The organism is Psychrobacter piscatorii, assembly GCF_001444505.1.
Lineage (GTDB): Bacteria > Pseudomonadota > Gammaproteobacteria > Pseudomonadales > Moraxellaceae > Psychrobacter > Psychrobacter piscatorii_B.
Window position 1 is genome coordinate 1 of sequence record NZ_LNDJ01000066.1, and the last position, 26,376, is coordinate 26,376.

Here is a 26,376-nt window from a genome sequence, read left to right on the forward strand (position 1 = left end):
TCTGTTTTATTTAGGATTGACTATAGTGTAAAAACCCATTGATAAAAAGAGCGGCCCATCTATTGATAGATGGGCCGCTCTTTTTTGAAATAAATTATTCAACTGGATTAGTAATACTCCAGTTAAAATCCCAATCAATTATGCGTGCGGCGTAATTGCAGGCATTAAGTCATGGAAGGTGCGACCAGACGCAGTCTCGCCAATAGCGTGCATTTTCCATTCATTGTTATGCCGATAAACTTTTGCCATCACCATAGCAGTATGTCCACCTTGTGCTGATAAGTTATAACGAGCTACTTCGCTGTTGTTATTGGCATTAACAATACGGCAAAACGCGTTTTCGACTGTCTCAAACGTCTGACCGGTAAAGCTATTGACCGTAAATACTAGTGAAGTCACGTTGGCTGGGACTCTTGAGAGATCAACGTTGATGACTTCATCATCGCCATCGCCGTCGCCAGTACGGTTGTCACCAGTATGCACGATACTGCCGTCTTTCGATTTAAGCTGACTGAACCAGATAGCATCGACCGCTTGTTTGTTTGCGTCAAACATGATGCACGAAGCATCCAAATCGATAGAATCGCCGCCGCTACCACCGCCGAATAATTTACCTAAAAATCCCCCTTTTTTGTCTTGTGGATTTTGAGCGACATCCCAACCTAGACCCAATTTGACTTGAGTCAGCTCGCCGCCTGCTTCTTTGCTTAGGGAGATTTTCTGTCCCTTTTGTAGACTAACTGCCATGTGAGTATCCTTATAATAATTGTGAGTAAAACTGCTTAAACATAGTTCTAAAAAACGCTATAAGATATTATCTAAAAAACCACCGTTGCCGCCGCGTCCACCTGAGCTCGTTCCTAAGACACTCTGCAGCCATCCTTGATAGCTGTCACGATTGCGCGAGCAAATAATGACTTTGCCGCTTCCTGAAAAGTTCAGAACCATACCCTCGCCACTGGTGACGGAATTGATGATATTGCTCATGATGCCTTTTTTCTTGCTGGTCGAGACGGACAGTTTATAATCGAGGTTCGAATCCCAGCAAACCACATGACCATTATCAATAATGACATCTTTGTCTGGGGTGACCTCAATCTCAAACAATGAGCCAAAACCAGATACCACAACCTGACCTTTTCCTTGCGTCTGCATGACCATAAAGCCACCAGTATCACCGAATACCGCACCGCCTAGATTACGCTGAATATTAGCTCTGATATCAACACCAGTTTGCGCCGCGACAAAAGCACCATCACTCAAGGTATATTGCTGTGATCCCACCTCGATGATTTGCATATCGCCATCTAGTGTGGGGGCAAGCAAACAGTCGCCTTCACCATTGACCGCTTCAATCTGCTGTTGAAACAACGATTCATCATTGGCAAAGCGGCGCATGAGTGATTGCATCAGTCCACCTTGTAGCTTACCTTTTAGCTCAAGGTTAGACTCCATCATTACCATTGCATTGGCTTCACAATAAATTGAATCACCCTTTTTGAGATTACAATGCAAAAAAGGCTCAATAGTACCGATTAAACTGAATGTTGCGGCCATGGGGTGCAAATCCTTATTCTAATATCTTTGATAGGTGCTCTTAATGTGGGGGAATAGACCTATGTGTTTTAGCGTTTTTATATTGATGAGCCTATTAAATTTAAAGCCATCAAATGCGTTAAAAGGGCACACTTGATGGCTCATAGGCGTTGCTATCAGAAAACTGATAGCAACGCTTGGCTCGCTAGATATTTACGTCAATTTAACGTTACACGTTTACGCCGTAAGACGCTGCTAATGGTCCAAGACCACCGCTGAAGCCTTGACCGACGGCACGGAATTTCCAGTCACCGTTATGACGATATAGCTCACCAAAGATCATAGCCGTTTCAGTGCTGCCATCTTCTGATAGGTCGTAACGGGCGATTTCAGATTGACCATTGTCGTTTACAACACGGATATAAGCATCGCCAACTTGACCGAAGTTTTGGTTACGTGCTTGGCCTTCATAGATAATCGCACAAATAGCAACTTTGCTCACGTCAGCTGGGATGCTCGCAAGATTTATTTTGATTTTTTCGTCATCGCCATCGCCTTCGCCAGTACGGTTATCACCAGTGTGCTCAACGGCGCCATTGTCTGACTTTAGGTTATTAAAAAAGATAAAATCTTGGTCGTTACGAACTTTGCCTGCTTCGTTGATTAAGAAGCCAATAGCATCCAAGTCAAACTCTTGACCGTCAGTTGCGCGTGGATCCCAGCCTAAACCAACTGTGATGTTGGTTAAACCTGGTGCTTCTTTTGATAAGTTTACGTTGCCGCCTTTTGTTAAGCTAATAGCCATACAAATACCCTTTGGATTAATAATTAAGTGGATTGGGTCGAAAAAATAAATTAAAAGTTGTGCAGTGACTGATATGAAAGGACAACTGGTAAAGAACCTAGCTGTATACCACGTCCTGCATATCATTACGTTTTACTATACTAAGCGTTTGCTCACTAAGCAAGGCGTATTTTGTGCGCTTACTATATGCTTACTAAGCGACATAATAACCCTGCATTTTTGATACTTTTTAATCATCTTGGCAATAGTGGTTAACGTATTGTTATGCAAAGGTAAATTATTTAATGGCTGTTTCCTTTGGATTAAGCCATAGAATGAAGAGAAACCTACCCTAGGTTGCAAAGACATAACCAAAAAAAGCGGGTCGTACCAGATATGTTGGTACGACCCGCTATAAGCTTGACAACTCAATAAAATTTAAACGTAATATTGTACTGAATAATCCATTAATAAAAGTATTTAGATAAAGGTTTTATTCGGCAAAAACCGACCAGCCTGTTTCTTGTACAAACAGCTCTAATGCTTTTAACCCAAGCTTGGAGTTTCCGATATGATCTAGCCCTGGCGACCAGACAGCGATAGAGCCTTTGCCGGGAGCTATGGTCAAAATACCGCCACCAACCCCACTTTTACCAGGCAAACCGACGCGATAGGCAAACTCACCAGACCCATCGTAATGACCGCACATCATCATTAGCGAGTTAATCCTTCTTGCGCGGTGCTCGTTAATTACACGTACCCCTGAGTGCTTATCAACTCCGTTAGAGACCAAATATAGACCAGCGCTGGCTAGTTGCTGGCAATTCATCTCAATCGAGCATTGATGAAAGTAAGTACCCAACACCTTATCCACATCGTGCTTGAGACGACCAAAGGATTTCATAAAGTACGCAAGCGAGGCGTTGCGGTCTTTGTGCTCCATCTCAGACGCTGCCACTTTGTGGTCAAAACGGATGGACTCATCGTCCGTAATAAAGTGCACAAACTGTAGAATCTCAGCCAATATTTCTCTAGGTTCGTGACCCATCATGATCGCATCGACCACCGCAATGGCACCAGCATTGATGAATGGATTGCGCGGTCGACCAGTTTCATGTTCTAGCATGACGATTGAGTTGAAAGGATCACCTGAGGGTTCACGACCAACGTGTGTCCAAAGCCCATCGCCCAATTTGCCAAGCGCGATAGTTAGAGTAAATGTCTTAGAAATACTTTGGATCGAAAAGAGTGCTCGCATTGCCTGCTGTATACATCTTTCCGTCAGGTGTCGCTACTGCAATACCAAACTGGTTTGGATCTATATGGGCCAGTTGTGGGATATAGTCCGCTACTTTTCCACGATCGGTTTCAAGTGCCATCTGTGCGGCAATATCATCAAGAATCTGTTGCATAGTGGTTGAAGGGTCTCATTTTTGGTGAGCGATTAAAGGACGAAGATTCTAACCGAATAACGTATAGTAGAGATGAAAAAATTGTATGTGAAGCAAAATACGTATGTATTTTAGCGATAGGTAAGGATTCGCTGTGTGACTAATGCCTGCCATTATAACGCAAAAAAGCAGGCCATATCTGATGATACGACCTGCTCAAAGCTATACAGCATCATGCGAACAACAGGTGCTAATTAAGCCTTGCTGCTTCCGCTTTACGATGTTTCAGCGACGCCCATAATGCAAAACCAATAAAGGCAATACCGATAAGACCAGTAATAATTTCTGGTACATGGAACTTCACTGACAACAGCATAATGATGGCTAAGGCACCGATGGCGTAATGTGCGCCATGCTCAAGATAAATAAACTCATCAAGCGTGCCTTTGTCTACCAAGAAGATAGTCATCGAACGTACGAACATCGCACCAATGGCAAGACCAAGCATGATAACAATGACATCATTGGTAATGGCAAATGCGCCAATCACACCATCGAAACTGAATGAAGCATCGAGGATTTCTAAGTATAAGAAACCAATGATACCGCCTTTCATGATAGCGCTGGTTGCGGCTGCGCCACTTCCTTCGTTTTCTAAGTCTTCTTCGAGGTCACCTTCTAGCATACCAGAGACAACCTGTACACCAAGGTATACTAGAATGCCCCAAACGCCAGCAATGAGCACAGCACTTGACTGCTCTGCACTGGCCCATGATACCGCAATCATTAAGACGATAAGCGCAACAAATACGCTCATCGCATCGACTTTTCCCAGTTTTGCTAAACGGCTCTCGAGCCAGTTGAACCAATGTACTTCTTTTTCATCAAAAATGAAGTTTAAGAAAACCAGTAGTAAGAAAATACCACCAAAGGCTGAAATTTCAGCGTGATGTGCCATCAATCTTGCTGAGTACTCTTCAGGGTTGTTCAATGCCAAGTCAATCACCTGCATCATACCAAGGTCAGCCGTAACGGCGACGATGACAATAGGGAAGACCAAGCGCATACCGAATACCGCGATTAAAATACCCACGGTTAAAAATATCTTTTTCCAAAACTCATCCCAGCCCTTGAGGACTGAAGCGTTGACCACCGCGTTATCAAAAGATAACGAAATCTCCATGACGGCCAAAATAGCGGTAATCGATAGTGTAGTGATTAAACCACCCATACCGCCATGTGAATATCCCCACCATGCCGCTATTGCTAAGGCAATGATTGTGAAGATAATATCTAAATAAAAATGTCTCATGACACATCCTGTCTGGTTGCGTAAAGCTGGTCTATTATAGACACAAGCCGCAAAAAAGTGGTTATTGCTAACCACTTTTTATGCATAATTTTAAACGAAACGTAAAGCATTACTAGTCATTGGGGCATTAAAAATTGTGACTATTTGCAACGATGGTCGCTTGATATCTTGGACGTGATAATCGGAATGGCTGATAGCCCAAATGCCAATAAAAATAAGGCTCTAGATATCAACGCCGTACTGATGACACATCGCCTGTAAGCCACCTGAATAACCTTGACCTACCGCGCGGAACTTCCATTCACCGTTATGGCGATATACTTCACCGAATACCATGGCTGTCTCAACAGAGTAATCTTCTGCTAGATCAAAACGTACCACTTCAGTACCGGTTTCTTCGTTAACAACGCGGATAAAGGCATTGGCTACCTGACCGAAGTTTTGGTTGCGAGTAGCAGCGTCATGGATAGTCACCGTCACGACTACTTTATCAACGTCAGCAGGTACTTGGGTTAAGTTTACTTTGATAACTTCATCATCACCATCGCCTTCGCCAGTACGGTTATCACCCGTGTGCTCGACCGCGCCATTATCAGATTTCAGCTGATTATAGAAGATAAAATCATGGTCGCCGCGCACTTTACCTGCACCATTTAGCAAAAATACACTGGCATCAAGATCGAACTCAGCACCAGAGGTGGCGCGCTCATCCCAGCCTAGACCGATTAGTAGCTTGGTCAAATTTGGATCAGTTTTCGTTAGCGATAAGTTACCGCCTTTGTTAAGTGATAGAGCCATGGTATTATCCTTGTTATTAGACGTTAGAGATTTAATGACATAAAAGGCGATGCTTACGCTATAACTGCGCAAATCCATCGCCTAGTAATGCTCTATCATAACAACAAAAAATGACCCAATCAAAGCCGATTAGGTCATGGTTATATTTCATATACATTGGGCAAAAAACCTAAGTTTCAGGCAGTTACGTTACTCCTTATAGCTACCTTGTTCATGGCATTTGCCAGTATAGCAGCAGTGCTCACTTATAAATGCTTATCTATAGACTCTGACGATGACGAATCTCAAAGCTTTGATGAATAGGTTTTTTGATATTAAAATCAAAACCAATCGTTTTTTGGGTGATATTAACGATATCGTAGCGCTCGACTAACTGCTCATCTAGCTCAAAGCGCGTGAAGTTATTAGAAAAATACAAAACACCATCAGACGTTAAGCGGTTCATGGCGCGATTGATGAGGGCAGCATGGTCACGCTGTACATCAAAGGTTCCTTGGAACTTCTTCGAGTTTGAGAAAGTCGGTGGATCAATAAAGATAATATCAAACTGCTCGGTGTTGTCTTTGATCCATTCAAAAATATCGGCGGCAACGAATTGATATTTATTGCGGCTGACGTCTAGACCGTTCAAGACAAAGTTTTGTTTGCCCCAATCTAGGTAGTTCTGTGACAAATCAACGCTCGTGACTTTTTTGGCACCAGCAAGCGCTGCATGCACACTGGCGGTACAAGTATAAGCAAACAGGTTAAGTACAGATTTGCCGCGGCTGTTATCTTTGATCCGTGCGCGCATATTACGGTGATCGATGAACAGACCCGTATCGAGATAATCCGTAAAGTTAACATAAAAATAAGCACCATCTTCGCGGGCGACATGAAACTTGCCGCGTTTTTCTGTGGTGTTCTGTTTACTGTACTGATCGTTACCAGACTGACGGGCACGCGTTTTGATAAAGATTTGCTCACGATTAATATCAAACACTTCACGGATACCCATCAGCGCGAGATTAAAGCGTTTTTTGGCTGTTTCAGGTGGAATGGTTTTAGGCGGTGCATACTCTTGCACGTGGGCATAATCGCCGTATAAATCGATAGCAACCTTGAAGTCAGGCAAATCGGCGTCATAGACACGAATGTTACTGACATTGTCTTTTTTCGCCAGTTTTTTGAGTTTGCTTAGATTTTTTTGTAGACGATTAATAAAGTCTTGTCCGTCTTCTACGTCGATCTCACGCTTTTCAAAACGGCTGACAAGATTACCTGTCTGTCCAGCGATAAGCGTTCCGTAGCGGAAATAGACGGTGATAGCGCCATTATGACAGCGTAACGTTTTTGGTTCTTTAATCGGTAGGATATCTACTTGCTCGACACGAGCAGCCAATATGCCAAGCATTGGATCGATACCTCTGCCAGCAAAGCTGTCTTGCACAATCAGGCCAATGGCTTGATACAGTGGCTTAATCATTTCTTCATCACCCAGACGCTCACCATAAGGCGGGTTGGTAATGATTAAAGGATTACTCAATCGACCGTCATCCACGAGCGGTTTTAGGGCGCTACCAAGTTGATCAAGCGCACGCTGTTCGATGTCTAGTAGCGGAAGCAAATCTTGAAGTCCTGCCGCGATGAGGTTTTTTTCGGTTGCGATAATTGCGCCATTATCAGCATCAAAACCCAACACAAGCGGCAGCGTATCTGGTTGCTCATTGGCAATCTCTAATGCTTCGCGAAAACGTGTCTGTGCATCCTCAATCATCTCCTGCCATAGCGTCTCGTCATGATGCTGCCACTCATAGAAGCCAAATTGATTGGCAGCTTTGTCGATACCCACGGCATAATCACAGTGCATGAGTAGCGCTTCGATAAGGAAGGTACCAGAGCCACACATTGGGTCTATTAACGCATTATAGTAAGGTGCATCGCCTGCATCGTTTTTCTTGTGCCAACCAGCGCTATAGAGTAGGGCAGCTGCCAAGTTTTCTTTTAATGGGGCTTCTGTCATAGCCACGCGATAACCACGGCGATGCAAACTGGTACCCGAGAGGTCTAGATACAGCTCGGCTTGCTTATCATTGATGGTTGCAAAAATAGAAAAATCTGGGTTTTTGCTATCGACATTGGGGCGGCTGTCATACACTTCGTTAAAAGTGTCAGCAATCGCATCTTTGACCCGTAACATGGCAAATTGTTGACTTACAGCGACACGCTTATCGACAGACAGACGGATGGCAAAGGTTTGCTCTAGGCCAAATTGCTCAGTCCAGTTAACCGATTTTGCCAAACCATAAAGCTGCTCTGCCACATCATATTCTGCGTTGATATTTTTGCGCTTGATGAGCATCAATACCCGCGAGGCCACACGTGACCATAGGCAGATGGTATATAGGTCACGCAAATCACCCGTGACGGCGAGACGCCCTGTGCTTTTGATGTCGCTTTTGATACCGAAACTTGTCAGCTCAGTCTGCAGCGGTGCCTCAAGCCCATCGGCACAAGTAACGATAAGATCAAGCGTCAAGGTGGAAGAGGGTGCAGCTGCGATGTGTTCGGTCATACGGGTACCTGTGGGCTAAATTGACAAAAAAGCAAATAATAAAATAGGCGGTGTAACCAGTAATTTTACCATAATTCATCGCCAGATGGTTCAAAGTGTCTATGTTTAAGGTGCGATAGGTTTAAGGTGCGATAGCTAAACACATAAAAATAAACGATCTACTTGTCTTGTGCCAATGGTGCCTCTTCTGAGAGCACTTGAGTGGTGGTTGCAAAGGGTTTGGTGGCAATCGGGTAGTCAACATCTTTTGGCATAAGCAAGCGCATATGCGGATAAGGCGTCGAGATACTGGCCGCGTCGAACGCAGTTTTTATCTCTTCTTGCAGCACTTCTTTGATCTTCGGGATGCGTGCCACTGCTGCTGGCTTGACCCAAAAACGCACGATAAAAAACACCCCATACTCACCGATTTCAGCCACTGTGGCGGAAGTTTCAGGACGCTTGAGCACTGCATCAGTATCGCTCAGTACTTGCAAAATTTCTTGGCGTGCCATCTCAATATCATCTTCGAAGGCAATACGGACACGAATATCAAAACGAATAAAGTTTTTGGAGGTTAGGTTAATGACTTCAGAGGAGGCAACATTGGAGTTTGGAATGATGACAGTGATGTTGTCTCGCGTCAGAATATGAGTGGTGCGTAGCGCGATCAGCACCACGCGCCCCTCAGTATCATTGATATGAATCCAGTCACCGACTTGAAAGGACTGCTCTAGTAAAATAGTAATACCGGCAATGAAGTTGGCAAGCGTCGATTGAGCCGCAAAGCCCACTGCCAAACCGACAATACCCAAACCTGCAACGAGCGACACGATGTCAAAACCAAATTGAGCCATCACGCTGGCGAGGCCAAGTACCAATAAGAGGACGGACAAGATGTTTTTGAGCAGCTGTTCTATCGAGGCGTTGAGTCCATAATGCTGTAGAACTTTATGAATAATCTGACCCGATGACGCCCACAGCACGTAGTAGATACCAGCCCACGTGCTGGCTTTTGCTGTGGCTTTGATGGTCTCTGGTTCAATATTTATCTGACTCATAATCGCTATGAGGCTAGCCACAATCCAGATGTAGCGTAGTGTCGAGCGAACGATTTTGGTGCGGCGATCGTTTAAGCGAATCTTAGTTTTACTTTGTCTAAGAATATAATTGGCCAGCCAATAAAAAAATCCCAATACCGCAAGCAGTATTAGGATCTTTATGCCAGTGCTAGCAAGCTCTACTGCTTGAGAAGACCAATTGAGCGACTCTTCATCTATAGATCCGCCAAGCGCAAGGTAGAGACTAGTATGTAGGTCACGAATGATTTCTTTAAAAAAGTCGGTAACACTAGCGATTGACATTGCTTCGTCCATGCAGGGTGTGTGTATACAAGGTTTGATAAATGAGGTGTCCGGTCACACGTCACCTCAAGTTGTCTAGTCAATCAAATATAGCATGAGTGATGACTAAGCCTAACTCTATTTTTTAGAGCAAGGCCTAACTGTAAATTAAAAATTGTCTTCTTGCGCGTCTTGAGATTGATAGGGTATCTCCATTTTGTCCTGCACATCACGTAATGCCGTACGCAGTCCTTCTAATATCGTAGGGTGATAAAAAGGCGTATCGAGCATGTCTTTAATACTCAAGTCATTGGTAATCGCTGTGGCTAATATATGACCGATATACTCGGCATCAGGGCCCACCATGCTCGCGCCTAATATTCTGTCGGTTTTTTTGCAAGCATAGATATGTAGCAGACCACAATTAACGCCCATCACACGGCTGCGCCCTTGGTTGTCAAAACTGACGCGACCAATGACAAATTCCAGCTCAGGGTCTTCTTGAATCTCGGGTAGAGACATTCCGACATTGACGATTTGCGGTGAACAAAATACGATAGAAAATGGGGTGGCGGGCGGGCGAATATAAGCATCTTCGGTATTTTCACAGACCATGTTGCCAGCACTATAGCCCTCATCACTCGCTACATGCAGTAGAGGAATGTGAGCATTGGCGTCTCCAACGATATAGATATCTGAATCACCAATTTGCCCTGTTTTTTTACTCAAGTTTTTCGGGCGGTTTTTGTCATCAAGCTCAACGCCTAAGTGTTCGACACCCAACTGCTTGATGTTGTTGCGGCGACCAGTCGCGACTAACACACAGTCGCCTTGCCATTGTCTTGACTCACCAGCACTGTCTTCATATTCAATAAACGCAGTTTGAGTGTCTTTATTTACTTTTTGACCCACATCAGTAATCTTGCTTCCCAAGTGCATGGTAAGCTCATGACTTAAGCACTCGATGGCTTTTTGGTTGATGTCATTATCCTTGAGACCAGCAACTTGTTTGACTCGGTTGAGTAGCGTCACCTCTACGCCCAAGCGCGTAAATGCTTGTGCAAGTTCTAGACCAATGGCGCCAGCACCGACGACGGCCATAGAGTTGGGTAAGTCTGTAAGCTCAAACACGCTATCAGAGGTGAGCATCGTGTCACCCAGTTTGTCAGCCCAACCGTCAGGTATAAAAGGTGAGCTGCCAGTTGCCACAATGATTTGCTCTGCGGCAATGAGCTCATCATTGACCTCGATTAACCCTTGTTCATTAATATGAGCACGCCCATCGATTTTTTTGTGATCAGGCCAGCTATCTACTTGTTTTTTGATATAGCTAGCAAAATGACTGCGCTCATCACGCACGCGCTGCATCACTTGCTTGCCATCTATTTTTACCGTGGCATGAACCCCAAAGTCGCCAGAATGGTTGGCATCATGTGCACGGTCAGCGGCTGCAATCAGCAGTTTGCTAGGCATACAGCCGACAGCGACACAGGTAGTGGTCCAAAACCCTTCATTGATAATGACGACATCATCTTTAATTTTGCTCGCTTGGCGAAAGGAATTTTGACCAGCCGTGCCTGCACCGATAACGGCAACAGAGACGTTGCGCGTGACTTCATGCGGCGTATTATCAGCAGTAGTACCAGACTGTTTATTCATATGATTCTCTAGTAAGGAAGGGTAGTAGTGATATTTTCAGTTATCAGCTCAGACTTGTGTATGCGATCTTTTAGCATTTTTATGGCGAGCGATTTAACCTAGTCTATTGTTCGGATTATGGTGCCAATATGCTGAGTAGACGACTGGTGTAATCTTTGGCGCGTAGGTTACGCTGTGCGTGAGTCAGCTTGCCCTCTTTATCAAATACAAATGCCGAGCGTACTAGCCCCAAAGTAATGTTGCCGTACATGTTTTTCTCTTTAATGACTTCAAAATACTGGCATAGCTTCTCATCAGCATCACTGATAAGTGGGATCTGCAAGTCATATTTATCGATGAATTTTTCGTGGGATTCAATGCTATCACGAGAGACGCCAATAATGTCATAACCTAAGTCGTCAAAGTCATGAAGATGCGCTGTGAACTCCGTCGCTTGCGTGGTACAGCCTGGTGTGTTGTCTTTGGGATAAAAATAGAGAATAAGACCTTTATCGGTATTGGCAACCATCTCTTTGAGACTGATCTCATCATGGATAAAATTTCCGGCAATTTTGCGCACGATGGTCACTGGAAAGTCAGGTAGGTTGATCGTTTCTGTCGTTGGCTTTGCCATGGTAAAATCCTTATTGATTTTGGTTATGTATATTGGTTTTTTTGATGGTTTAGATAGGGTTTTATTTATCGTCTTCTTATTATAGGCAGATTGGTAGCAATAAATAATCAGTTTTACACTTTGCTCATTCATTGGCAACAAAAAAGACTGGCAATGGCCAGTCTTTTGTATATCAAACGAATAGTAATTAAGCAGGCTTTTGCGGCTGCTTTAGATCTAAGCCGACTGTGCACTGCTGCAGGTCTTTTTGCATGGTCTTGACGTATGGCAAGCTTGAAGGGTCTTTTTTGTCTTTTGCGTAGCTTTCGATCTCCCACATCTGACCGATGGTCATGTTGCTACGGACACCGATAGTGCACTTACATAACTTTGTCGCATCACTTTTACTAGCAACTTTATATTTGACTGCGCCATTGACACATGAGTTGATATTACTTTGCTTAATATCAGTAGCATTCGCTTGTGGCATTGCAAATACGGCCGCTAAGGCTAGGGGTAATAATGGCAATAACTTCATAAATTTCCTCTTACAGGTAGTGTCAATTTTTGACTCTGGTATTCAATGTGATTTTATAATCAACAGACAGCTGGATCATTGATATGTGAGTGACTGAATCATTTGTGATATCTCATGTAACCTATATCATATGTAATCTGTTCAATTGGCAAAAATGATTGTCCATACCATAGCAAGTATATTGATTAAAATACAATGTCGACGTGCTGTGTTAATGCAAGCGAATGTTTCGCTAATGTTGATTGATGCCGCTGTTTGATAAAAAGTCAGTATCTCTATCCAGCTTGGTAATGAGTAGGGTCAGTGACGCCAGCTTGAGCAAAGCCTTGGCGACGTAGCGCACAGCTGTCACAAACGCCGCAAGCAAGTCCGTTCACATCGGCACGATAACAAGAAATCGTTTGTCCATAATCAACGCCCAATGATAGACCAAGCTCAATAGTTTGAGCTTTGGACAGCTTTTGTAGTGGGGTTTGGATAGACAAGCGATGACCGGTAACGCCCGCTTTTGTCGCCAGATTGGCCATGTGCTCAAATGCTTCGATATACTCTGGACGGCAATCGGGATAGCCAGAGTAATCGACTGAGCTGACCCCAATGACGATATGATTGGCATCAGTCACTTCAGCGACGGCTAGAGCATAAGACAAAAAGATTGTATTGCGCGCAGGCACATAAGTATTAGGGATAGCATCGTTATCGATTTCATCGCGCTTTTTATTAGGGAATTTGTCGGTATCGCCGTCTGGTACGATCATGCTGTGATCGGTGAGTGATGAGCCACCAAGCTGGGCGATATCAATATCAATGATTCTATGATTGACGCCTGCTGTCTCAGCAATGCGCTTTGCTGCGACAAGCTCACTATTATGACGTTGCCCATAGTCAAAGCTGACCGCTGTCACCGAGGCATAGCGTGCCTTTGCCCAATACAAACACGTCACCGAATCGAGACCACCTGATAAAAGTACAACGGCGTTTTGATTTTTATTGAGAGTATCTAATTCAGCATCGGACGCTTGGTTGGCCGAGTTATTATGCAAAGTAACGTTAGTCATAGTGTTATCTATTATTGGTTTACGAAAACGGCTATTTTAGCAAAAATACGGCTATTACAGAACCACGAAGCGACCAATCACGCGTCACTAAAGTGACAAAGCTATGCTAAGCAGTATTGCAATAAAAATAAAGTGCGTATTACTGTCATCTTTTCAATCTGTTAGCAATATTTGTTATAATTGCCGCTTTTAAAGCATCGATAACCCTACCTCATTGATCTTGCTTTATCGCAAACTACTTTATAGTAAAGTCATCCTTATAAAGATATTGAGTAACTTATGACCGCAGCAACCTTATTTACGCCAAACATCCCTTCTCACTCTGACGATATATCTAATGAATCAGACTTTAATCGTTATGTTTTAGAGGCTGATGCTGAAGAGGGTAGCAATGAAGATATCGTTGATGAACAATCTACTGACTCACAATCGCCTACTGAATCAGCGCACTTTCGTAAGCTACAAAAGAAGCTTCGTCGTCAAGTCTCTTGGGCCATTCGTGATTTTAATATGATTGAAGACGGCGATGTGGTGATGGTCTGCGTATCAGGCGGCAAAGACAGCTATACCTTGCTGGATATTTTGCTCCTACTAAAACGTATCGCCCCCATTCATTTCGATATCGTCGCAGTCAATCTTGACCAAAAGCAGCCCGGCTATCCTGAAGATATTCTGCCTGCTTATCTAAACGAGCAGGGCATTGCGCATTATATCTTAGAAAAAGACACGTATAGTATTGTCAAAAGCGTAGTACCAGAAGGCAAGACTTACTGTTCAGCGTGCTCACGCTTACGTCGCGGCTCGCTTTATGGCTTTGCCAAACAAATCGGCGCGACCAAAATCGCCTTGGGTCATCATCGCGATGACATGCTGGCGACTTTCTTCTTGAATTTATTTCATGGCGGCGCGCTCAAATCAATGCCGCCTAAACTGCTGAGTGATGACAAGCAAAACCTGCTGATTCGTCCATTGGCCTATGTCGAAGAAAAAGACATCATCGAGTATGCCAAATTAAAAGAATTCCCGATTATTCCTTGTAATCTGTGTGGCAGCCAGACCAATCTACAACGTGCCATTATCAATGACATGCTACGCGAATGGGATGACGCTCATCCGCAGCGTTTGGCGTCTATCTTTAAGGCAATGCAAAACGTAGCGCCATCACAGTTAGCGGATCGTGAGTTGTTTGACTTTGAGACACTCAGTCTTGATCGTGATAACGACGAGCGTTTATTTGAAGGGGATAATATTCAATCAGGGCAGACCGACAGTCTGGCTGAGATTGGTTTGCCGGTATCACCAAAGACGCAAACGTTCAATCCTAAGTTTGCTAGCGATAAGCCGTATGCAACAGAATCAGACAATGCTGTAACAAGTAGAACTACACCTCAGAAAATTCCAACAATTAACCCAGTTATTTAGCATCTCATGAGCGAATACTGATCGAGTAACCCATAAAAAACCAGCCATTCATAAAGAAAAGGCTGGTTTTTTAAATGTAGATATTAGGGCATAGCTTAATAATATTAACTTTTAGCAAAGACAGGTAAAGGTTTAAAGCTAACCTCTGAGCGCGGAAGCTTGGCGACATCTTGCATACGCCAATCGTCCTTGCCATCGTTATTCACTTGCAGGTAATATTTGGCTTTTACCGAATCAAGATTTACTTGGGCGCTGTATTTATTGCCCTCAACATGCTTTAGCACGACGTCACGGTCTTTTTTGATATCGGTGGCATGCGAGATTGAAAGATTAAGCGTATCGGGATAAGTAAGTGGCTGGCCGTTCAATAGCTTGCCTGACTGCACACTTTGCTCAGGATAATTGAGATAAAACACAACATCGCCATTATCCGCAAATTGCATTTTGCCATGCAAGTCCAAGTCATAAGCAAGCTTGTCACGTGAGACGTCATGATAGAGCGTCTTGCCATCCATATACCAGTCGTCACGTACCACGCTGTCGCGGATCTGGTAAGAGTAGTAGACAAACCAGATACAAGCGATCACGACCGCAGCTGGCATGCCAATCACAAAGATCATAACCATGTAATTCTTGTACCATGGCTGAGTATCTTGATGTTTAAAATTCGGTGCTGGATTAGACATAAAATACCTATTCATCAGATACTTATTTATCAAAGATCTGCTTATCAGATATCGACAAATGGTATCAACGGACAATTTGACGGCTACCTGCTGCCAGTTTAATCATAAATCATTCACCCGATAGCCTTTGACTCTCAAAGTCGCTGACTACCGAATGACATAAAGGAAACTAAATAATCAGTTCAGTGATGAATTACTGACCTTGAGTCGTAAAGACGTTTTGCTTACTGACTTTGTACTTACCGTCTTCACTGGTCACATTTAACGTCACTGGCGTTTGACCAAATTCAATCACATCAGGATCACCATAAATACTGACAGGCATATCGAAGCTTTCGCCTGCTTCTAAGGGTACATCGTTGAAGCGCAGCTCTAAACTCAAACCTTCTTGCGGTGCGAGCGTTATTTTATAAGTGTGAGGTTCTTGGGTTTTGTTGGTTAGCTTGACGATATAGCTGTTCTCAATCATGCCTTGGGTATTGATAGATGATAACTGGTTACGATCACGGCGGATATCAATCTCTAGCGGCATGCGGTCTGTCAACGCATAGATAACCCCGCCACATAGCACTGCCAATAGCGCCAAATAAGCAAATAGTCGCGGACGCAGAACACGGCTTGGTTCTTTTTCGACCAGCTGACGTTCGGTTGTATAACGAATCAGCCCGCGTGGATAGCCAACTTTGTCCATAATCTCATTACAAGCATCAATACAAGCGGCGCACTGGATACAGCCGACTTGCAGGCCATCACGAATATCGATACCAGTGGGGCAGACCTGCACACACATGGTACATTCGATACAGTCACCCAGCTCTTCAGGGTGTGTGCCTTTTTTACGCGCGCCGCGCGGCTCACCACGCTCATAGTCGTACGATACGATCAGCGTATCTTTATCAAACATCACACTTTGGAAGCGGCCATAAGGACAAATCTGTACACACATCTGCTCACGCATATAACCTGCATTGGCATAAGTGGCAAAGGTAAAGATAAACATCGATATCCATACCCATGTTGGCCAGTCAGGAAAAGGAATCAGTCCCACGGTCTGCCAGCTATGATAAAGCGAATCTGTACCTGCCACATAACTGACAAAGGTTGCTGCTGTAATCACAGAAAGTACAAACCAAATCGCATAAACTGCCGTTCGCTTGAACACTTTACTCGCGCTCATAGGCGATTTATCAAACTTCATGCGCTTATTGCGATCACCAATGACCCATTTTTCAACGTACTGGTAGAGATGCGTCCAGATGGTTTGTGGACAAGCATAACCACACCAAACGCGGCCAGCATATACAGTCACCATAAACAAAGTAAATGCTGCAATAATGGCAAACGCGGCAATAAAATAAAAATCTTGAGTCAAAAAAGTCAAACCAAAAATATAGTAATGCTGTGAGGGAACATCAAACCATATTGCTTGTCTGCCATTATAGCGCAGCCACGGCAAAATTAAAAAAGCGGCCAAAAGGGCATACATCGTGATGACACGAATATTTTGATAAAACCCTGTCACAAACCTTGGATGTACCCGATGCTTGGTGGCATCAAGATCGACCTGCTGTACGGGGATTTTATTAGATTGTTGTTGTGCTGACATAAACGTGCCTCTTTAAAAAAAGAATCAGTCTGCTGGCATGATGAACAAACACCTCTCGTATTGAGGTATATGAGTGTACGATGTTATCAATGTCAGTAAATAATGGATAGTGACTTGAATAAAAGTCCTCTAGTACACTTACTAAATAATTGATTATAAGTGGGTTATTAGATCGAGCTAAGACATCATCAGTCTGGCTCGTTAGCTATTTTGAAAACAGCTATTCTAACATTCCCCCTACTAACAATGGGGTAATAATCGTAAAAAGCAAGCACTATAGATCATAATAATGTCTACTGAGAAGTATCTGTGATAGCGACTATTAGGTAAATTCTGCAAAAATAAACGAAAAAAGGAGAACTGTACTAACAGTCCTCCCTTTATTAAATCTCGTCCATATAAAATACAGTAACAGCGTTTTAGTTAGCAGTAGCTTCTTTGGTCGCTACTGGCTGAGTCGCTGCAGTATTTGCCATCGCAGTTTCAGGTGCTTTGCCAGTTTTGTCCGATAGTGAGTAGACGTAAGCGGCAAGTAGCATGATACGCTCATTACCTAGCTTCGTTTCCCACTGAGGCATTACACCTGCGCGGCCATAACGTAGCGTTTCACGAATGGTCTCGCGATCACCACCATATAACCAGATATTATCCGTCAAATTCGGTGCGCCAGCTGAAATCATACCTTTACCATCTGGTCCATGACAAAGAACGCAGTTGGTCGGCTCATGAAAAATAACTTTACCTTGAGCAACTTTCGTTTGATCAAGATCATAATCATTTTGGTTGCCTGATAGTGATAAGACATATTCAGCGACCGCACGTATGCCGTCTTCACCAAGCTGATCACGCCATGCTGCCATACCACCAACACGACCATTGTGTAGCGTGGTCAAGATGTTACCGGCTTTACCACCATACAACCAATCATTGTCAGTCAGATTAGGATAGCCTGGAGCACCCTTAGCATTCGAGCCATGGCATACTGCACAGTTCTGTAAGAACAAACGGCTACCAACTTTTAAAGCATTTGGATTTTCAGACAGTTTTTCGACATAAGGCGCAAGCTCTGTGACCTTCTCATCGATTTGTGCCTGTAGATCCGCTGGTGGATTGTCACTGCGACGCATGGTCGCTTGTAGCTCGTTTAGCGTCGCTAGTGTCGCGGTTGCGCCTGCTGCATCTGCTTTAACCAAAATATTCTTTTCAAAGTTATCTGTAAATACTTTGTTGTTGCTCTCAAGCTCACTGAACAGCTCGTTTTTAGAAGTCCATGGTACATCTTCACCATCGACTTTTACGGTTGCAAGACCGTTCCAGTTTCCCGGAAGCATGGCTGGGAAAAACACCCAGTAAACCACGCCCCAGACGATTGAGCCAAAAAATATCACTAACCACCATTTAGGGAGTGGTTTATCGTATTCTCGGATACCATCGTATTCATGACCAGTGGTACCGTCTTCTTCAACCTCTGGCTTGTATTTCAATACAAACAGCAGAACGCCAAGAATGAACGCCCAACAACCAAAACTGATTAGCGTAATCCAAGAACTCCAAAAAAATGTCATCATTTATCCTTATTGCGCTGCTCTTCAGACAGAGATCTAATATCCTCGTCATCAAGCGCAAGTTGTGCATCTTCTTCGAAGCGTTTTTTGTTTTTTGGCGAATACGCCCACCATGCAACGCCTACGAAGGCAATAAAGGCAGAAACGGTCGCAATTGTTTGTAATTCACCAATACCCATTAGCGCTGTCCTTCCATTGCGGTACCTAACTGCTGTAGATAGGCAACCAAAGCATCAAGCTCAGTGGCGCCAAGTACGGCATCTGGAGCACCTTCGATATCTTCTTCAGTATAAGGCACACCGAAGCGATCACGGAATAGACGCATTTTAGCTTGAATGTTCTCACCATCGACTTCGTTCTCGGCCAACCACGGGAAACCTGGCATGACTGACTCAGGCACTAGCGAACGTGGATTGATTAGATGCTGCTTTTGCCAATCTTCAGAATAACGGCCACCAACACGTGCTAAGTCTGGTCCAGTACGTTTCGATCCCCATAAAAACGGGTGATCCCACGTCGACTCAGCGGCACGTGAGTATGGTCCATAACGTTCAACTTCTGCACGTAGTGGGCGAACCATTTGCGTATGACAAACGTGACATCCTTCACGGATATAAATATCACGACCTTCAAATTCAAGCGCAGTCCAAGGCTCCATAGCGGGAAGAGGCTTGTTCAAACCGCCTTCCTCAGGACTGTCGTTGTTATAAATCAAAGGCACGATTTCAACTAGCGTTGCAAAACTGATAGCAATAACGATACCAATGACTAACAAGCCTGTATTTTTTTCAATAATTTCATGCGGTGAACCAGCCATGATCGCTCCTTATACGTTAGCTGTCGAAGGTTTTTCGACACTAGGTTCATGATCCGTTGGATCAGCGACATCTACAGGCTTACCTTCTGGCATTTTGAGTGTTTTATAGCAGTTATAAGCCATTACAAACATACCCGATACATATAAGAAGCCACCAAATGCACGGCCAATATATGGGAAATGCGAGAATTCAACAGTATCAACGAAGCTATATACCAAAGTACCGTCTGGGTTAGTAGCCAGCCACATCATGCCTTGGCCAATACCTGAGATCCACATAGACACGATATAGAAAATCGTTCCTGCAGTCGCAAGCCAAAAATGCGTGGTGATTAAGCTGATAGAGTACATCTTCGGTTTGTTATAAATACGTGGTAGCAGTACGTATAGCGAACCAATGGTAATCATACCAACCCAGCCAAGTGCGCCTGAGTGTACGTGACCAACTGTCCAATCAGTATTATGTGATAGCGCATTCACTGTTTTGATAGACATCATTGGGCCTTCGAACGTCGACATCGCGTAGAACGACAATGCAACAATCATAAAGCGAATGATTGGATCGGTACGCAGCTTATCCCAACTACCTGATAGCGTTAGTACACCGTTAATCATACCACCCCAAGATGGTGCAAACAGGATGATTGAGAAGACCATAGCAAGAGACTGCGTCCAATCAGGAAGCGCTGAATAATGCAAATGGTGACCACCGGCCCACATATATGAAGCAATCAATGCCCAAAAGTGAACGATAGACAAACGATAAGAATAGATAGGACGACCAATCTGTACTGGAACGAAGTAATACATCATGCCAAGGAAGGCTGCCGTTAAGTAAAAACCTACCGCATTATGCCCGTACCACCACTGCACCATCGCATCAGTTGCACCGCCAAATAGCGAATAAGATTTGAACGCGCTAACTGGAATCGCCATGCTGTTTACGATGTGTAGTAATGCAATCGTAATGATGAAAGCGGCAAAGAACCAGTTAGCCACATAGATATGTGAGGTTTTGCGTTTGATGAGTGTACCAAAAAATACAATGGCATAAGAGATCCATACCAAGGCAATTAGGATATCGATCGGCCACTCAAGCTCAGCGTATTCTTTAGTTGAGGTCAAACCTAGAGGAAGGGTAATAACGGCGGATACGATAACCGCTTGCCAACCCCAAAAGGTAAACCAAGCTAAGTACGGCGCAAATAAACGCGTCTTACAGGTACGCTGAACGATGTAGTAAGACGTTGCGAACAGGGCAGAGCCACCGAACGCAAAAATGACCGCATTGGTATGTAGCGGTCTTAAACGACTAAAGGTCAGCCATGGAATGTCAAAGTTGAGTGCTGGCCATGCTAACTGTGAAGCAATGAACACACCAAGACTCATGCCGACGATGCCCCAAACGACAGCCATGATCGTAAAAAATCTTACGACAGTAATTTCATACTCACGGTCAACTGGGGCGACTGCTGTGTTTTGTAAACTCATTGGATGATTCCTTTACAGCCCGAATTATCAACAGAATTAACCAACAGTCCGCGCTATATGTATCATAAAGTCATGATAGCGGCGGTACATAATGCTCTTTGTCCTGCTTATCCTCATAATCTTATTAACTATCAATTTAGGCTTTGATTTTATGTCAGTTGATACTGATGGATAAAATGAGGCGCTTCGTGCACCTTGTTTACAGCCAATCGATAGTAGGATTGTTAATACATCATCAAGGTAAATAAGAAGACGCGCCGTTTTGAGCATCAAACATCTCATAAGGCTAAATATGTATCTTAATTATTACGAAAAAATCTGTACTAATGAAGATAGATACCCATATCTATAGGGCTATTAAAACGCATTGACCATAGATGTATGCTAGCGGCGGCTGACAAAAAACACGATTATGTAATGTTTGGTTAAAACTCCCGACTCTGTTTAAGGGTATTGTAACGCAATCCTAATTAAATATCATCAGAACTATGCGCCAAAATACAAACTCTTTGGTATAAATGTTAGAGAGCAACTTATTATTGCTGTGCTACTCCTCTATTTTATACACAATTTTGTCACTATTCTAGATGCTCATCTTGATTGAATAGGGGAGGCGCTCGCTAAACATAAGCGTAGACCTGCAAAGAAGTTTTGTAACAATAACATTGCTGAGCCGATAAATAGGTTTTACTTCTTATCAAGTCGCCCTTTATAATGAGGCTGAACGTCATTAATGGCTATGTATTGCATAGGTCTATTGATAGCAATCATTTTCATAATTCTAATAGTTAGGCCAAGAGTGCCTCAAGGGATATTGGTCTGACAGAATATCAATTAAGGATAATATAATATGGCAGTTTTTTTGACAGATGAATGGTTTGAGCAAGTAGAAAAAATGGGCAACGAAGCAGGTGAGTTAAACCTACCACCAGCGCTTGCTAACATGATCGTTAACCTAAAAGTATCTGATACTGACAAAGACATCGAAGCCAACTTTGCCGATGGTTTATTACATCGTGGTCTAAATAGTAACGGCACGACGACTTTATTATTAGATCGTAGCATTCTACAGTCTATCATCACTGATTTTGACACCAATCAAATTATGGGTGCTTTCATGAGCGGTAAAATTCGCGTTGAAGGGGATATGTCACAATTGATGGCAGTACAGACTGCTCGTCCAAGCGCTGAGCAAAAAGAGTTGTACAAGCGTATCAAATCAATGACGACTATGGTTTAATCGTTTTTATCGAAGATTTTTAGATCATAAGCAATAGTAAGTTGTAAAAAAGCCCCTAATTCATATTAGAGGCTTTTTATTGTGTAAAAAACTAAGAATAACACATAATACAGTAGGCTGTTATATTCAATAACTAGCTGGCTTTTGAATGCTGTGCTGCACTTGTCTGATTTTCTTTATATATCGCTGCCTGCAACCAGACATTCGCTTGCACATAGTCATGCACTTTAATGCTGGCGGTCTCTGGCGTATTAAGCGCACCAATACGTACCACAAAGGGATCTGCGTCCTGCTCACGCAATGTCACTACATCAAACAAAATGACAGATTTATCGTTAAATATCGTTTCTTGTTTGCCAAGCACTTGACCTTGACACCAAGCTTCGTCTTCTTGCCCTAAAGTATCGCCAAATAAATAAGCACACATGTGTCCTAAGTTGATTTCGACCGGTGCCATTTGTTCTTCGGTTTCAGGTTTCCATTCACTGATTTGCGCTTGCAGATCGTCTGGAATTTTTCCGTCATTAGCCGCGACGATATCGTTAAACGCACGATGATAGCGGATAGATTCTTGGTCTTCTACCATGATGACTTCGTTTTGCTCACTGAGCTTAATCTCGTGCGCCCATGCGCTAAAGTTAACGAAATAAGACGTATCGCGCTGATACAAATGACGATTGGTCGTATAGAGCTGATCAAAAGCATAAATAATGCTGCCATCGGCGGTACGCAAGCGTAGCACTGCATCATGAGAGTTGTCATTGGCGATGACGCGCTCGATTTTACAGTCAAGCCCATAAGGACTATCAACACAAGGATAAGCATTGATGAATCGCTCAGGCTTACCGTCTTTCATTGCGAGTACTTGATTGATATGGCATGGCTTGTCTTCTGATAACAACAAACAGCTGTCTTTTGCACTAACGTTGTTGTTCAGGCCTTTAGGCATTGCCGCCACTTCGATCATTTTTTGTAGCCACTCTGGCACATCATTGCTCATATCATCGGTGAAAATACGCCAATGATCGCTATGACCTGCAGACTGCTCATCGGTCAGTGTGATCTTGGTAGGAGTTTGAATGTTTTTATATTGATAATTTATGGTCATGAAAATACTCAAAATTAAGTCAGCGTGGGGTTTGTGTCTAATACTGTAGTGCGACGGTTACTTACGTACCATTCAGTATTTCAAATAACTGGTTTATGATGTCAGCGACATTACCAGCAAAAAGTGAACAAACCACAATGAGGGTTAATGACAATTGTCTTTAGCATATAATATATAGGTATTGACATATCTAATAGCAAGGCCTCTATAAAAAATAATAACAAAACCCAGTTTTTTGGTAAAAAATACTCTCAGTATCGGCTAATGACTGGCACATATTGGCTAAATTGTGTCAAACTAGCTCCCTTTTGACGGCTGTCCTCGGCTCGTCTGAAACCCTGTTTTTGTGTTCGATTTATATGTGAGTATGGCAAATGTCAGTTTATGATGCATTTGCCACTGCTCGTTTTGTAGCCTATATAAAGTCGCACGTAGATAAGATAAAGAGTTTGAATATGTTTCGTCCTTTAGCGTTATTTATCGGCTTACGATACACCCGAGCAGAGCGCAGTAATGGCTTTATCTCCTTTATATCACTCATCTCAATGATTGGTCTGACGCTTGGGGTTGCCGTATTGATTACGGTGCTATCAGTCATGAATGGTTTTGATCGAGAATTAAAAACCCGTATTTTGGGCATGGTGCCGCAAGCCACCGTGGTCTCAACTGAGATTATTGGTGATTGGGAGCAGCTCGCTGATAAGATTAAAGAAGATCCAGAAGTATCAGCTGTCGCCCCCTTTATCCAATTGCAAGGGATGTTGACATCAAACGGTCAGGTCGCCGGGATTATGGTGACTGGCGTCGAGCCTGAATACGAAAAAAACGTCTCTATCATTAATGATCATATGGTCGAGGGCAGTATTGATACCTTGCAAAGTGGTGACTTTAGCATTGTATTAGGTGAAGAGATGGTTCAGTCTCTGGGCTTGCAGCTAGGGGACAAAGTGACTTTGGTGCTACCAGAAGCATCGCCATCGCCAGCCGGTGTGATACCACGATTTAAGCGCTTTACTTTGACAGGTATTTTTACCATCAGCCCAGAGGTAGACAGTCTGATGGCGTTCATCCCGATGGGTGATGCCGCAAAACTGCTGCGTCTACCAGAGGGCGCGCAAGGCGTGCGTATGAAGCTCAATGATATCTTTACTGCGCCGATTGCCGCAGAAAAAGCCGCTGCTATTTCTCCTCAGCAGTTGTTCCCCAATGATTGGACGCAGACGCACGGCAATCTATTTGGTGCAATTCAGATGGAAAAAGCCATGGTTGGTTTGCTACTATTTTTAATCATCTTAGTTGCCGCTTTCAACATTGTCTCAAGTCTTGTGATGCTCGTCACTGACAAAAAAGCAGATATTGCCATTCTAAAAACCTTTGGTGCGTCTCCTCGTTTGATTACCCAAGTCTTTATGGTACAAGGCGTGGTCATCGGTGTGATCGGTACCGTTGCTGGTACGATATTGGGTGTGATATTCGCACTCACCGTCAGTGATATTTTAGGCTTTATTAATCAAGTCTTTAATTTGAATCTGTTTGATGCTTATTTTGTGAATTATTTGCCGTCAGAGTTGCGTTTACTCGACGTGGTATTCATTACAGGTGCCTCATTTATATTGAGCTTTTTGGCAACGATTTATCCAGCACGCCGAGCGGCTAAAATTCAGCCTGCCCAGACACTACGTTATGAGTAATTCAATCGCATAAATATCGACATAAATAAAATAAAGGAAGCGCTATGTCTGCCATTTTAAAGGCGACCAATATCAATAAAATATATGATGAGGGAGCCGTTAGTACGCAAGTATTGACGGGCCTCGATCTGACAGTTCATGCTGGTGAGCGCATTGCTATTGTCGGGACCAGTGGTTCAGGAAAAAGTACCTTGCTACATTTGCTTGGTGGTCTAGACACGCCCACGAGTGGTGAAGTCTGGTTACATGGTCAGTTATTAAATAGCATGAATGAGACCGAACGCGGCGCGATGCGCAACAAGCATTTGGGTTTTATTTATCAGTTTCACCATTTGCTAGCAGAGTTTACCGCAGTCGAGAATGTTGCGATGCCTTTACTGATGCGTCCAGAAGTATCAACGACTGACGCTCGCAAGCAAGCGATTGAGATTCTCGAAAACGTCGGTCTAGATCATCGGTTGATGCACAGACCGGGTGAGCTGTCAGGTGGTGAGCGTCAGCGTGTGGCGATTGCGCGCGCACTAGTTACCAAGCCTTCGCTTATCTTGGCGGATGAGCCAACTGGTAACTTGGATTATGACAATGCGCAAAGTGTCTTTGGATTGCTATCAGAGCTACAAAGCACTATGCAAACAGCACTTTTGATGGTGACACATGATCGCAACTTGGCGGCTCTTGCTGATCGTCAATTATTGCTACGTAATGGTCATTGGGAACAGTATTAACGTCTATATATGTTGAGATTTTCAGATGAATATAAGTGTCATGAATTGGCACTTATAAGGGTTGTCCTAACGAAATATATTGTTGTATTATCAAGTAAATATCTCATAGCAAAAGATATAAAAGCTTGATTAACTAGCTGCTATATCTATTTTATAGGACTCCGAATAATGAACAAAGATGACAATCCAATCGCCGCTTTTGGCAGTGCTGAAGAAGGCGATGAGCCGTTAAAGCCTTATATCGATCCAACCTTGTTTGACACCATCGATAGACAAGAACAAAAGGATCTTATCACACCCGTGTTTGATGCGATCACTTTGGCTGGGGTTGACTATGATTTAAAGGTTCAAGACAGCGCGACAGGTAAGCGTTATACGCTCTGTAAAAACGACGAGGTTATTGAGATCGTCTCTATGGATAAAGATTTTACGGATAAGCTTATAGATGCCATAGAAAGAACCAAAGAAGAGTGATAGCTCT

23 protein-coding genes and 1 pseudogene are annotated in these 26,376 nt (G+C 43.5%); 5 read left to right on the forward strand and 19 right to left on the reverse strand.

Features of this window, described 5'->3' with window-relative positions:
- Positions 1–138: 138 nt before the first annotated feature.
- The 12 genes and pseudogenes from AS194_RS06745 to queC form a co-directional block, all read right to left on the reverse strand.
- Positions 139–747 (reverse strand): TerD family protein, encoded by a 609-nt coding sequence (locus AS194_RS06745; RefSeq protein ID WP_058024749.1) that lies wholly within the window; start codon positions 745–747, stop codon positions 139–141.
- Positions 748–804: 57 nt separating this feature from the next.
- Positions 805–1,557, reverse strand: a complete 753-nt coding sequence (locus tag AS194_RS06750) for a TIGR00266 family protein (protein ID WP_058024750.1) — start codon at positions 1,555–1,557, stop codon at positions 805–807.
- A 208-nt stretch (positions 1,558–1,765) separates the two neighbouring features.
- A complete protein-coding gene (locus AS194_RS06755) occupies positions 1,766–2,341 on the reverse strand; it encodes a TerD family protein (RefSeq protein WP_058024751.1) in 576 nt (191 codons plus the stop codon).
- 472 nt (positions 2,342–2,813) lie between these two features.
- Positions 2,814–3,732: pseudogene (locus tag AS194_RS06760) on the reverse strand (glutaminase).
- 229 nt (positions 3,733–3,961) lie between these two features.
- Entirely contained in the window at positions 3,962–5,023 is a 1,062-nt protein-coding gene (locus tag AS194_RS06765) for a DUF475 domain-containing protein (RefSeq protein ID WP_058024752.1), read from the reverse strand.
- A gap of 222 nt (positions 5,024–5,245) precedes the next feature.
- A complete protein-coding gene (locus AS194_RS06770; RefSeq protein ID WP_058024753.1) occupies positions 5,246–5,821 on the reverse strand; it encodes a TerD family protein in 576 nt (191 codons plus the stop codon).
- 259 nt (positions 5,822–6,080) lie between these two features.
- The gene (rlmKL, locus tag AS194_RS06775; RefSeq protein WP_058024754.1) at positions 6,081–8,375 is read right to left on the reverse strand and encodes a bifunctional 23S rRNA (guanine(2069)-N(7))-methyltransferase RlmK/23S rRNA (guanine(2445)-N(2))-methyltransferase RlmL; all 2,295 of its coding nucleotides are present in this window, start codon (positions 8,373–8,375) and stop codon (positions 6,081–6,083) included.
- Between the two features lie 158 nt (positions 8,376–8,533).
- Positions 8,534–9,718, reverse strand: a complete 1,185-nt coding sequence (locus AS194_RS06780) for a mechanosensitive ion channel family protein (protein WP_200960338.1) — start codon at positions 9,716–9,718, stop codon at positions 8,534–8,536.
- Between the two features lie 147 nt (positions 9,719–9,865).
- On the reverse strand, positions 9,866–11,356 hold the full coding sequence (locus AS194_RS06785) for a dihydrolipoyl dehydrogenase (RefSeq protein ID WP_058024756.1): 1,491 nt from the start codon (positions 11,354–11,356) through the stop codon (positions 9,866–9,868).
- Positions 11,357–11,471: 115 nt separating this feature from the next.
- The gene (locus tag AS194_RS06790; RefSeq protein WP_058024757.1) at positions 11,472–11,969 is read right to left on the reverse strand and encodes a peroxiredoxin; all 498 of its coding nucleotides are present in this window, start codon (positions 11,967–11,969) and stop codon (positions 11,472–11,474) included.
- A 187-nt stretch (positions 11,970–12,156) separates the two neighbouring features.
- Entirely contained in the window at positions 12,157–12,486 is a 330-nt protein-coding gene (locus AS194_RS06795) for a hypothetical protein (RefSeq protein WP_058024758.1), read from the reverse strand.
- Between the two features lie 275 nt (positions 12,487–12,761).
- Positions 12,762–13,544, reverse strand: a complete 783-nt coding sequence (gene queC, locus AS194_RS06800; RefSeq protein ID WP_058024759.1) for a 7-cyano-7-deazaguanine synthase QueC — start codon at positions 13,542–13,544, stop codon at positions 12,762–12,764.
- 279 nt (positions 13,545–13,823) lie between these two features.
- Between queC and ttcA the strand changes: the two genes are divergently transcribed.
- Positions 13,824–14,966, forward strand: a complete 1,143-nt coding sequence (gene ttcA / locus AS194_RS06805) for a tRNA 2-thiocytidine(32) synthetase TtcA (protein ID WP_058024760.1) — start codon at positions 13,824–13,826, stop codon at positions 14,964–14,966.
- Positions 14,967–15,070: 104 nt separating this feature from the next.
- Here the strand turns inward: ttcA and AS194_RS06810 are convergent, their stop codons facing one another.
- The 6 genes from AS194_RS06810 to ccoN all read right to left on the reverse strand — a co-directional run bounded on the left by AS194_RS06810 (position 15,071) and on the right by ccoN (position 21,131).
- On the reverse strand, positions 15,071–15,652 hold the full coding sequence (locus AS194_RS06810; RefSeq protein ID WP_058024761.1) for a FixH family protein: 582 nt from the start codon (positions 15,650–15,652) through the stop codon (positions 15,071–15,073).
- A 193-nt stretch (positions 15,653–15,845) separates the two neighbouring features.
- Positions 15,846–17,258: a cytochrome c oxidase accessory protein CcoG gene (gene ccoG, locus AS194_RS06815; RefSeq protein WP_058024762.1), complete on the reverse strand. Its 1,413-nt coding sequence runs from the start codon at positions 17,256–17,258 to the stop codon at positions 15,846–15,848.
- Between the two features lie 419 nt (positions 17,259–17,677).
- Complete coding sequence (gene ccoP / locus AS194_RS06820; RefSeq protein WP_058024763.1) at positions 17,678–18,823, reverse strand: cytochrome-c oxidase, cbb3-type subunit III; 1,146 nt, start codon at positions 18,821–18,823, stop codon at positions 17,678–17,680.
- Complete coding sequence (locus AS194_RS06825; protein ID WP_058024764.1) at positions 18,823–19,002, reverse strand: CcoQ/FixQ family Cbb3-type cytochrome c oxidase assembly chaperone; 180 nt, start codon at positions 19,000–19,002, stop codon at positions 18,823–18,825. Before AS194_RS06825 ends, ccoP begins: the two co-directional genes overlap by 1 nt.
- Positions 19,002–19,640 (reverse strand): cytochrome-c oxidase, cbb3-type subunit II, encoded by a 639-nt coding sequence (ccoO, locus tag AS194_RS06830; protein WP_058024765.1) that lies wholly within the window; start codon positions 19,638–19,640, stop codon positions 19,002–19,004. Before ccoO ends, AS194_RS06825 begins: the two co-directional genes overlap by 1 nt.
- A 9-nt stretch (positions 19,641–19,649) precedes the next feature.
- Positions 19,650–21,131, reverse strand: coding sequence for a cytochrome-c oxidase, cbb3-type subunit I (ccoN, locus tag AS194_RS06835; RefSeq protein ID WP_058024766.1), 1,482 nt, complete (start codon positions 21,129–21,131; stop codon positions 19,650–19,652).
- An 850-nt stretch (positions 21,132–21,981) separates the two neighbouring features.
- On the opposite strand from ccoN, the gene AS194_RS06840 reads away from it, so the two are divergent.
- On the forward strand, positions 21,982–22,371 hold the full coding sequence (locus AS194_RS06840; RefSeq protein ID WP_058024767.1) for a hypothetical protein: 390 nt from the start codon (positions 21,982–21,984) through the stop codon (positions 22,369–22,371).
- A 133-nt stretch (positions 22,372–22,504) separates the two neighbouring features.
- Here AS194_RS06840 and AS194_RS06845 read toward each other — a convergent pair whose 3' ends face one another.
- On the reverse strand, positions 22,505–23,479 hold the full coding sequence (locus AS194_RS06845) for a hypothetical protein (protein WP_058024768.1): 975 nt from the start codon (positions 23,477–23,479) through the stop codon (positions 22,505–22,507).
- Between the two features lie 455 nt (positions 23,480–23,934).
- Here AS194_RS06845 and AS194_RS06850 point away from each other — a divergent pair, with 455 nt between their 5' ends.
- The 3 genes from AS194_RS06850 (at position 23,935) to AS194_RS06860 (ending at position 26,369) form a co-directional block, all read left to right on the forward strand.
- The gene (locus AS194_RS06850; RefSeq protein ID WP_058024769.1) at positions 23,935–25,170 is read left to right on the forward strand and encodes a lipoprotein-releasing ABC transporter permease subunit; all 1,236 of its coding nucleotides are present in this window, start codon (positions 23,935–23,937) and stop codon (positions 25,168–25,170) included.
- A gap of 44 nt (positions 25,171–25,214) precedes the next feature.
- The gene (gene lolD, locus AS194_RS06855) at positions 25,215–25,895 is read left to right on the forward strand and encodes a lipoprotein-releasing ABC transporter ATP-binding protein LolD (RefSeq protein WP_058024770.1); all 681 of its coding nucleotides are present in this window, start codon (positions 25,215–25,217) and stop codon (positions 25,893–25,895) included.
- A gap of 168 nt (positions 25,896–26,063) precedes the next feature.
- Positions 26,064–26,369, forward strand: coding sequence for a hypothetical protein (locus AS194_RS06860; protein ID WP_058024771.1), 306 nt, complete (start codon positions 26,064–26,066; stop codon positions 26,367–26,369).
- Positions 26,370–26,376: the final 7 nt, after the last annotated feature.

Excerpts from the sequence above, each read along its gene's own strand:
- AS194_RS06745 (WP_058024749.1), bottom strand. The coding sequence starts at position 747 with ATGGCAGTTAGTCTACAAAAGGGACAGAAAATCTCCCTAAGCAAAGAA.
- AS194_RS06750 (WP_058024750.1), bottom strand. The coding sequence starts at position 1,557 with ATGGCCGCAACATTCAGTTTAATCGGTACTATTGAGCCTTTTTTGCAT.
- AS194_RS06755 (WP_058024751.1), bottom strand. The coding sequence starts at position 2,341 with ATGGCTATTAGCTTAACAAAAGGCGGCAACGTAAACTTATCAAAAGAA.
- AS194_RS06765 (WP_058024752.1), bottom strand. The coding sequence starts at position 5,023 with ATGAGACATTTTTATTTAGATATTATCTTCACAATCATTGCCTTAGCA.
- AS194_RS06770 (WP_058024753.1), bottom strand. The coding sequence starts at position 5,821 with ATGGCTCTATCACTTAACAAAGGCGGTAACTTATCGCTAACGAAAACT.
- rlmKL (WP_058024754.1), bottom strand. The coding sequence starts at position 8,375 with ATGACCGAACACATCGCAGCTGCACCCTCTTCCACCTTGACGCTTGAT.
- AS194_RS06780 (WP_200960338.1), bottom strand. The coding sequence starts at position 9,718 with ATGTCAATCGCTAGTGTTACCGACTTTTTTAAAGAAATCATTCGTGAC.
- AS194_RS06785 (WP_058024756.1), bottom strand. The coding sequence starts at position 11,356 with ATGAATAAACAGTCTGGTACTACTGCTGATAATACGCCGCATGAAGTC.
- AS194_RS06790 (WP_058024757.1), bottom strand. The coding sequence starts at position 11,969 with ATGGCAAAGCCAACGACAGAAACGATCAACCTACCTGACTTTCCAGTG.
- AS194_RS06795 (WP_058024758.1), bottom strand. The coding sequence starts at position 12,486 with ATGAAGTTATTGCCATTATTACCCCTAGCCTTAGCGGCCGTATTTGCA.
- queC (WP_058024759.1), bottom strand. The coding sequence starts at position 13,544 with ATGACTAACGTTACTTTGCATAATAACTCGGCCAACCAAGCGTCCGAT.
- ttcA (WP_058024760.1), top strand. The coding sequence starts at position 13,824 with ATGACCGCAGCAACCTTATTTACGCCAAACATCCCTTCTCACTCTGAC.
- AS194_RS06810 (WP_058024761.1), bottom strand. The coding sequence starts at position 15,652 with ATGTCTAATCCAGCACCGAATTTTAAACATCAAGATACTCAGCCATGG.
- ccoG (WP_058024762.1), bottom strand. The coding sequence starts at position 17,258 with ATGTCAGCACAACAACAATCTAATAAAATCCCCGTACAGCAGGTCGAT.
- ccoP (WP_058024763.1), bottom strand. The coding sequence starts at position 18,823 with ATGACATTTTTTTGGAGTTCTTGGATTACGCTAATCAGTTTTGGTTGT.
- AS194_RS06825 (WP_058024764.1), bottom strand. The coding sequence starts at position 19,002 with ATGGGTATTGGTGAATTACAAACAATTGCGACCGTTTCTGCCTTTATT.
- ccoO (WP_058024765.1), bottom strand. The coding sequence starts at position 19,640 with ATGGCTGGTTCACCGCATGAAATTATTGAAAAAAATACAGGCTTGTTA.
- ccoN (WP_058024766.1), bottom strand. The coding sequence starts at position 21,131 with ATGAGTTTACAAAACACAGCAGTCGCCCCAGTTGACCGTGAGTATGAA.
- AS194_RS06840 (WP_058024767.1), top strand. The coding sequence starts at position 21,982 with ATGGCAGTTTTTTTGACAGATGAATGGTTTGAGCAAGTAGAAAAAATG.
- AS194_RS06845 (WP_058024768.1), bottom strand. The coding sequence starts at position 23,479 with ATGACCATAAATTATCAATATAAAAACATTCAAACTCCTACCAAGATC.
- AS194_RS06850 (WP_058024769.1), top strand. The coding sequence starts at position 23,935 with ATGTTTCGTCCTTTAGCGTTATTTATCGGCTTACGATACACCCGAGCA.
- lolD (WP_058024770.1), top strand. The coding sequence starts at position 25,215 with ATGTCTGCCATTTTAAAGGCGACCAATATCAATAAAATATATGATGAG.
- AS194_RS06860 (WP_058024771.1), top strand. The coding sequence starts at position 26,064 with ATGAACAAAGATGACAATCCAATCGCCGCTTTTGGCAGTGCTGAAGAA.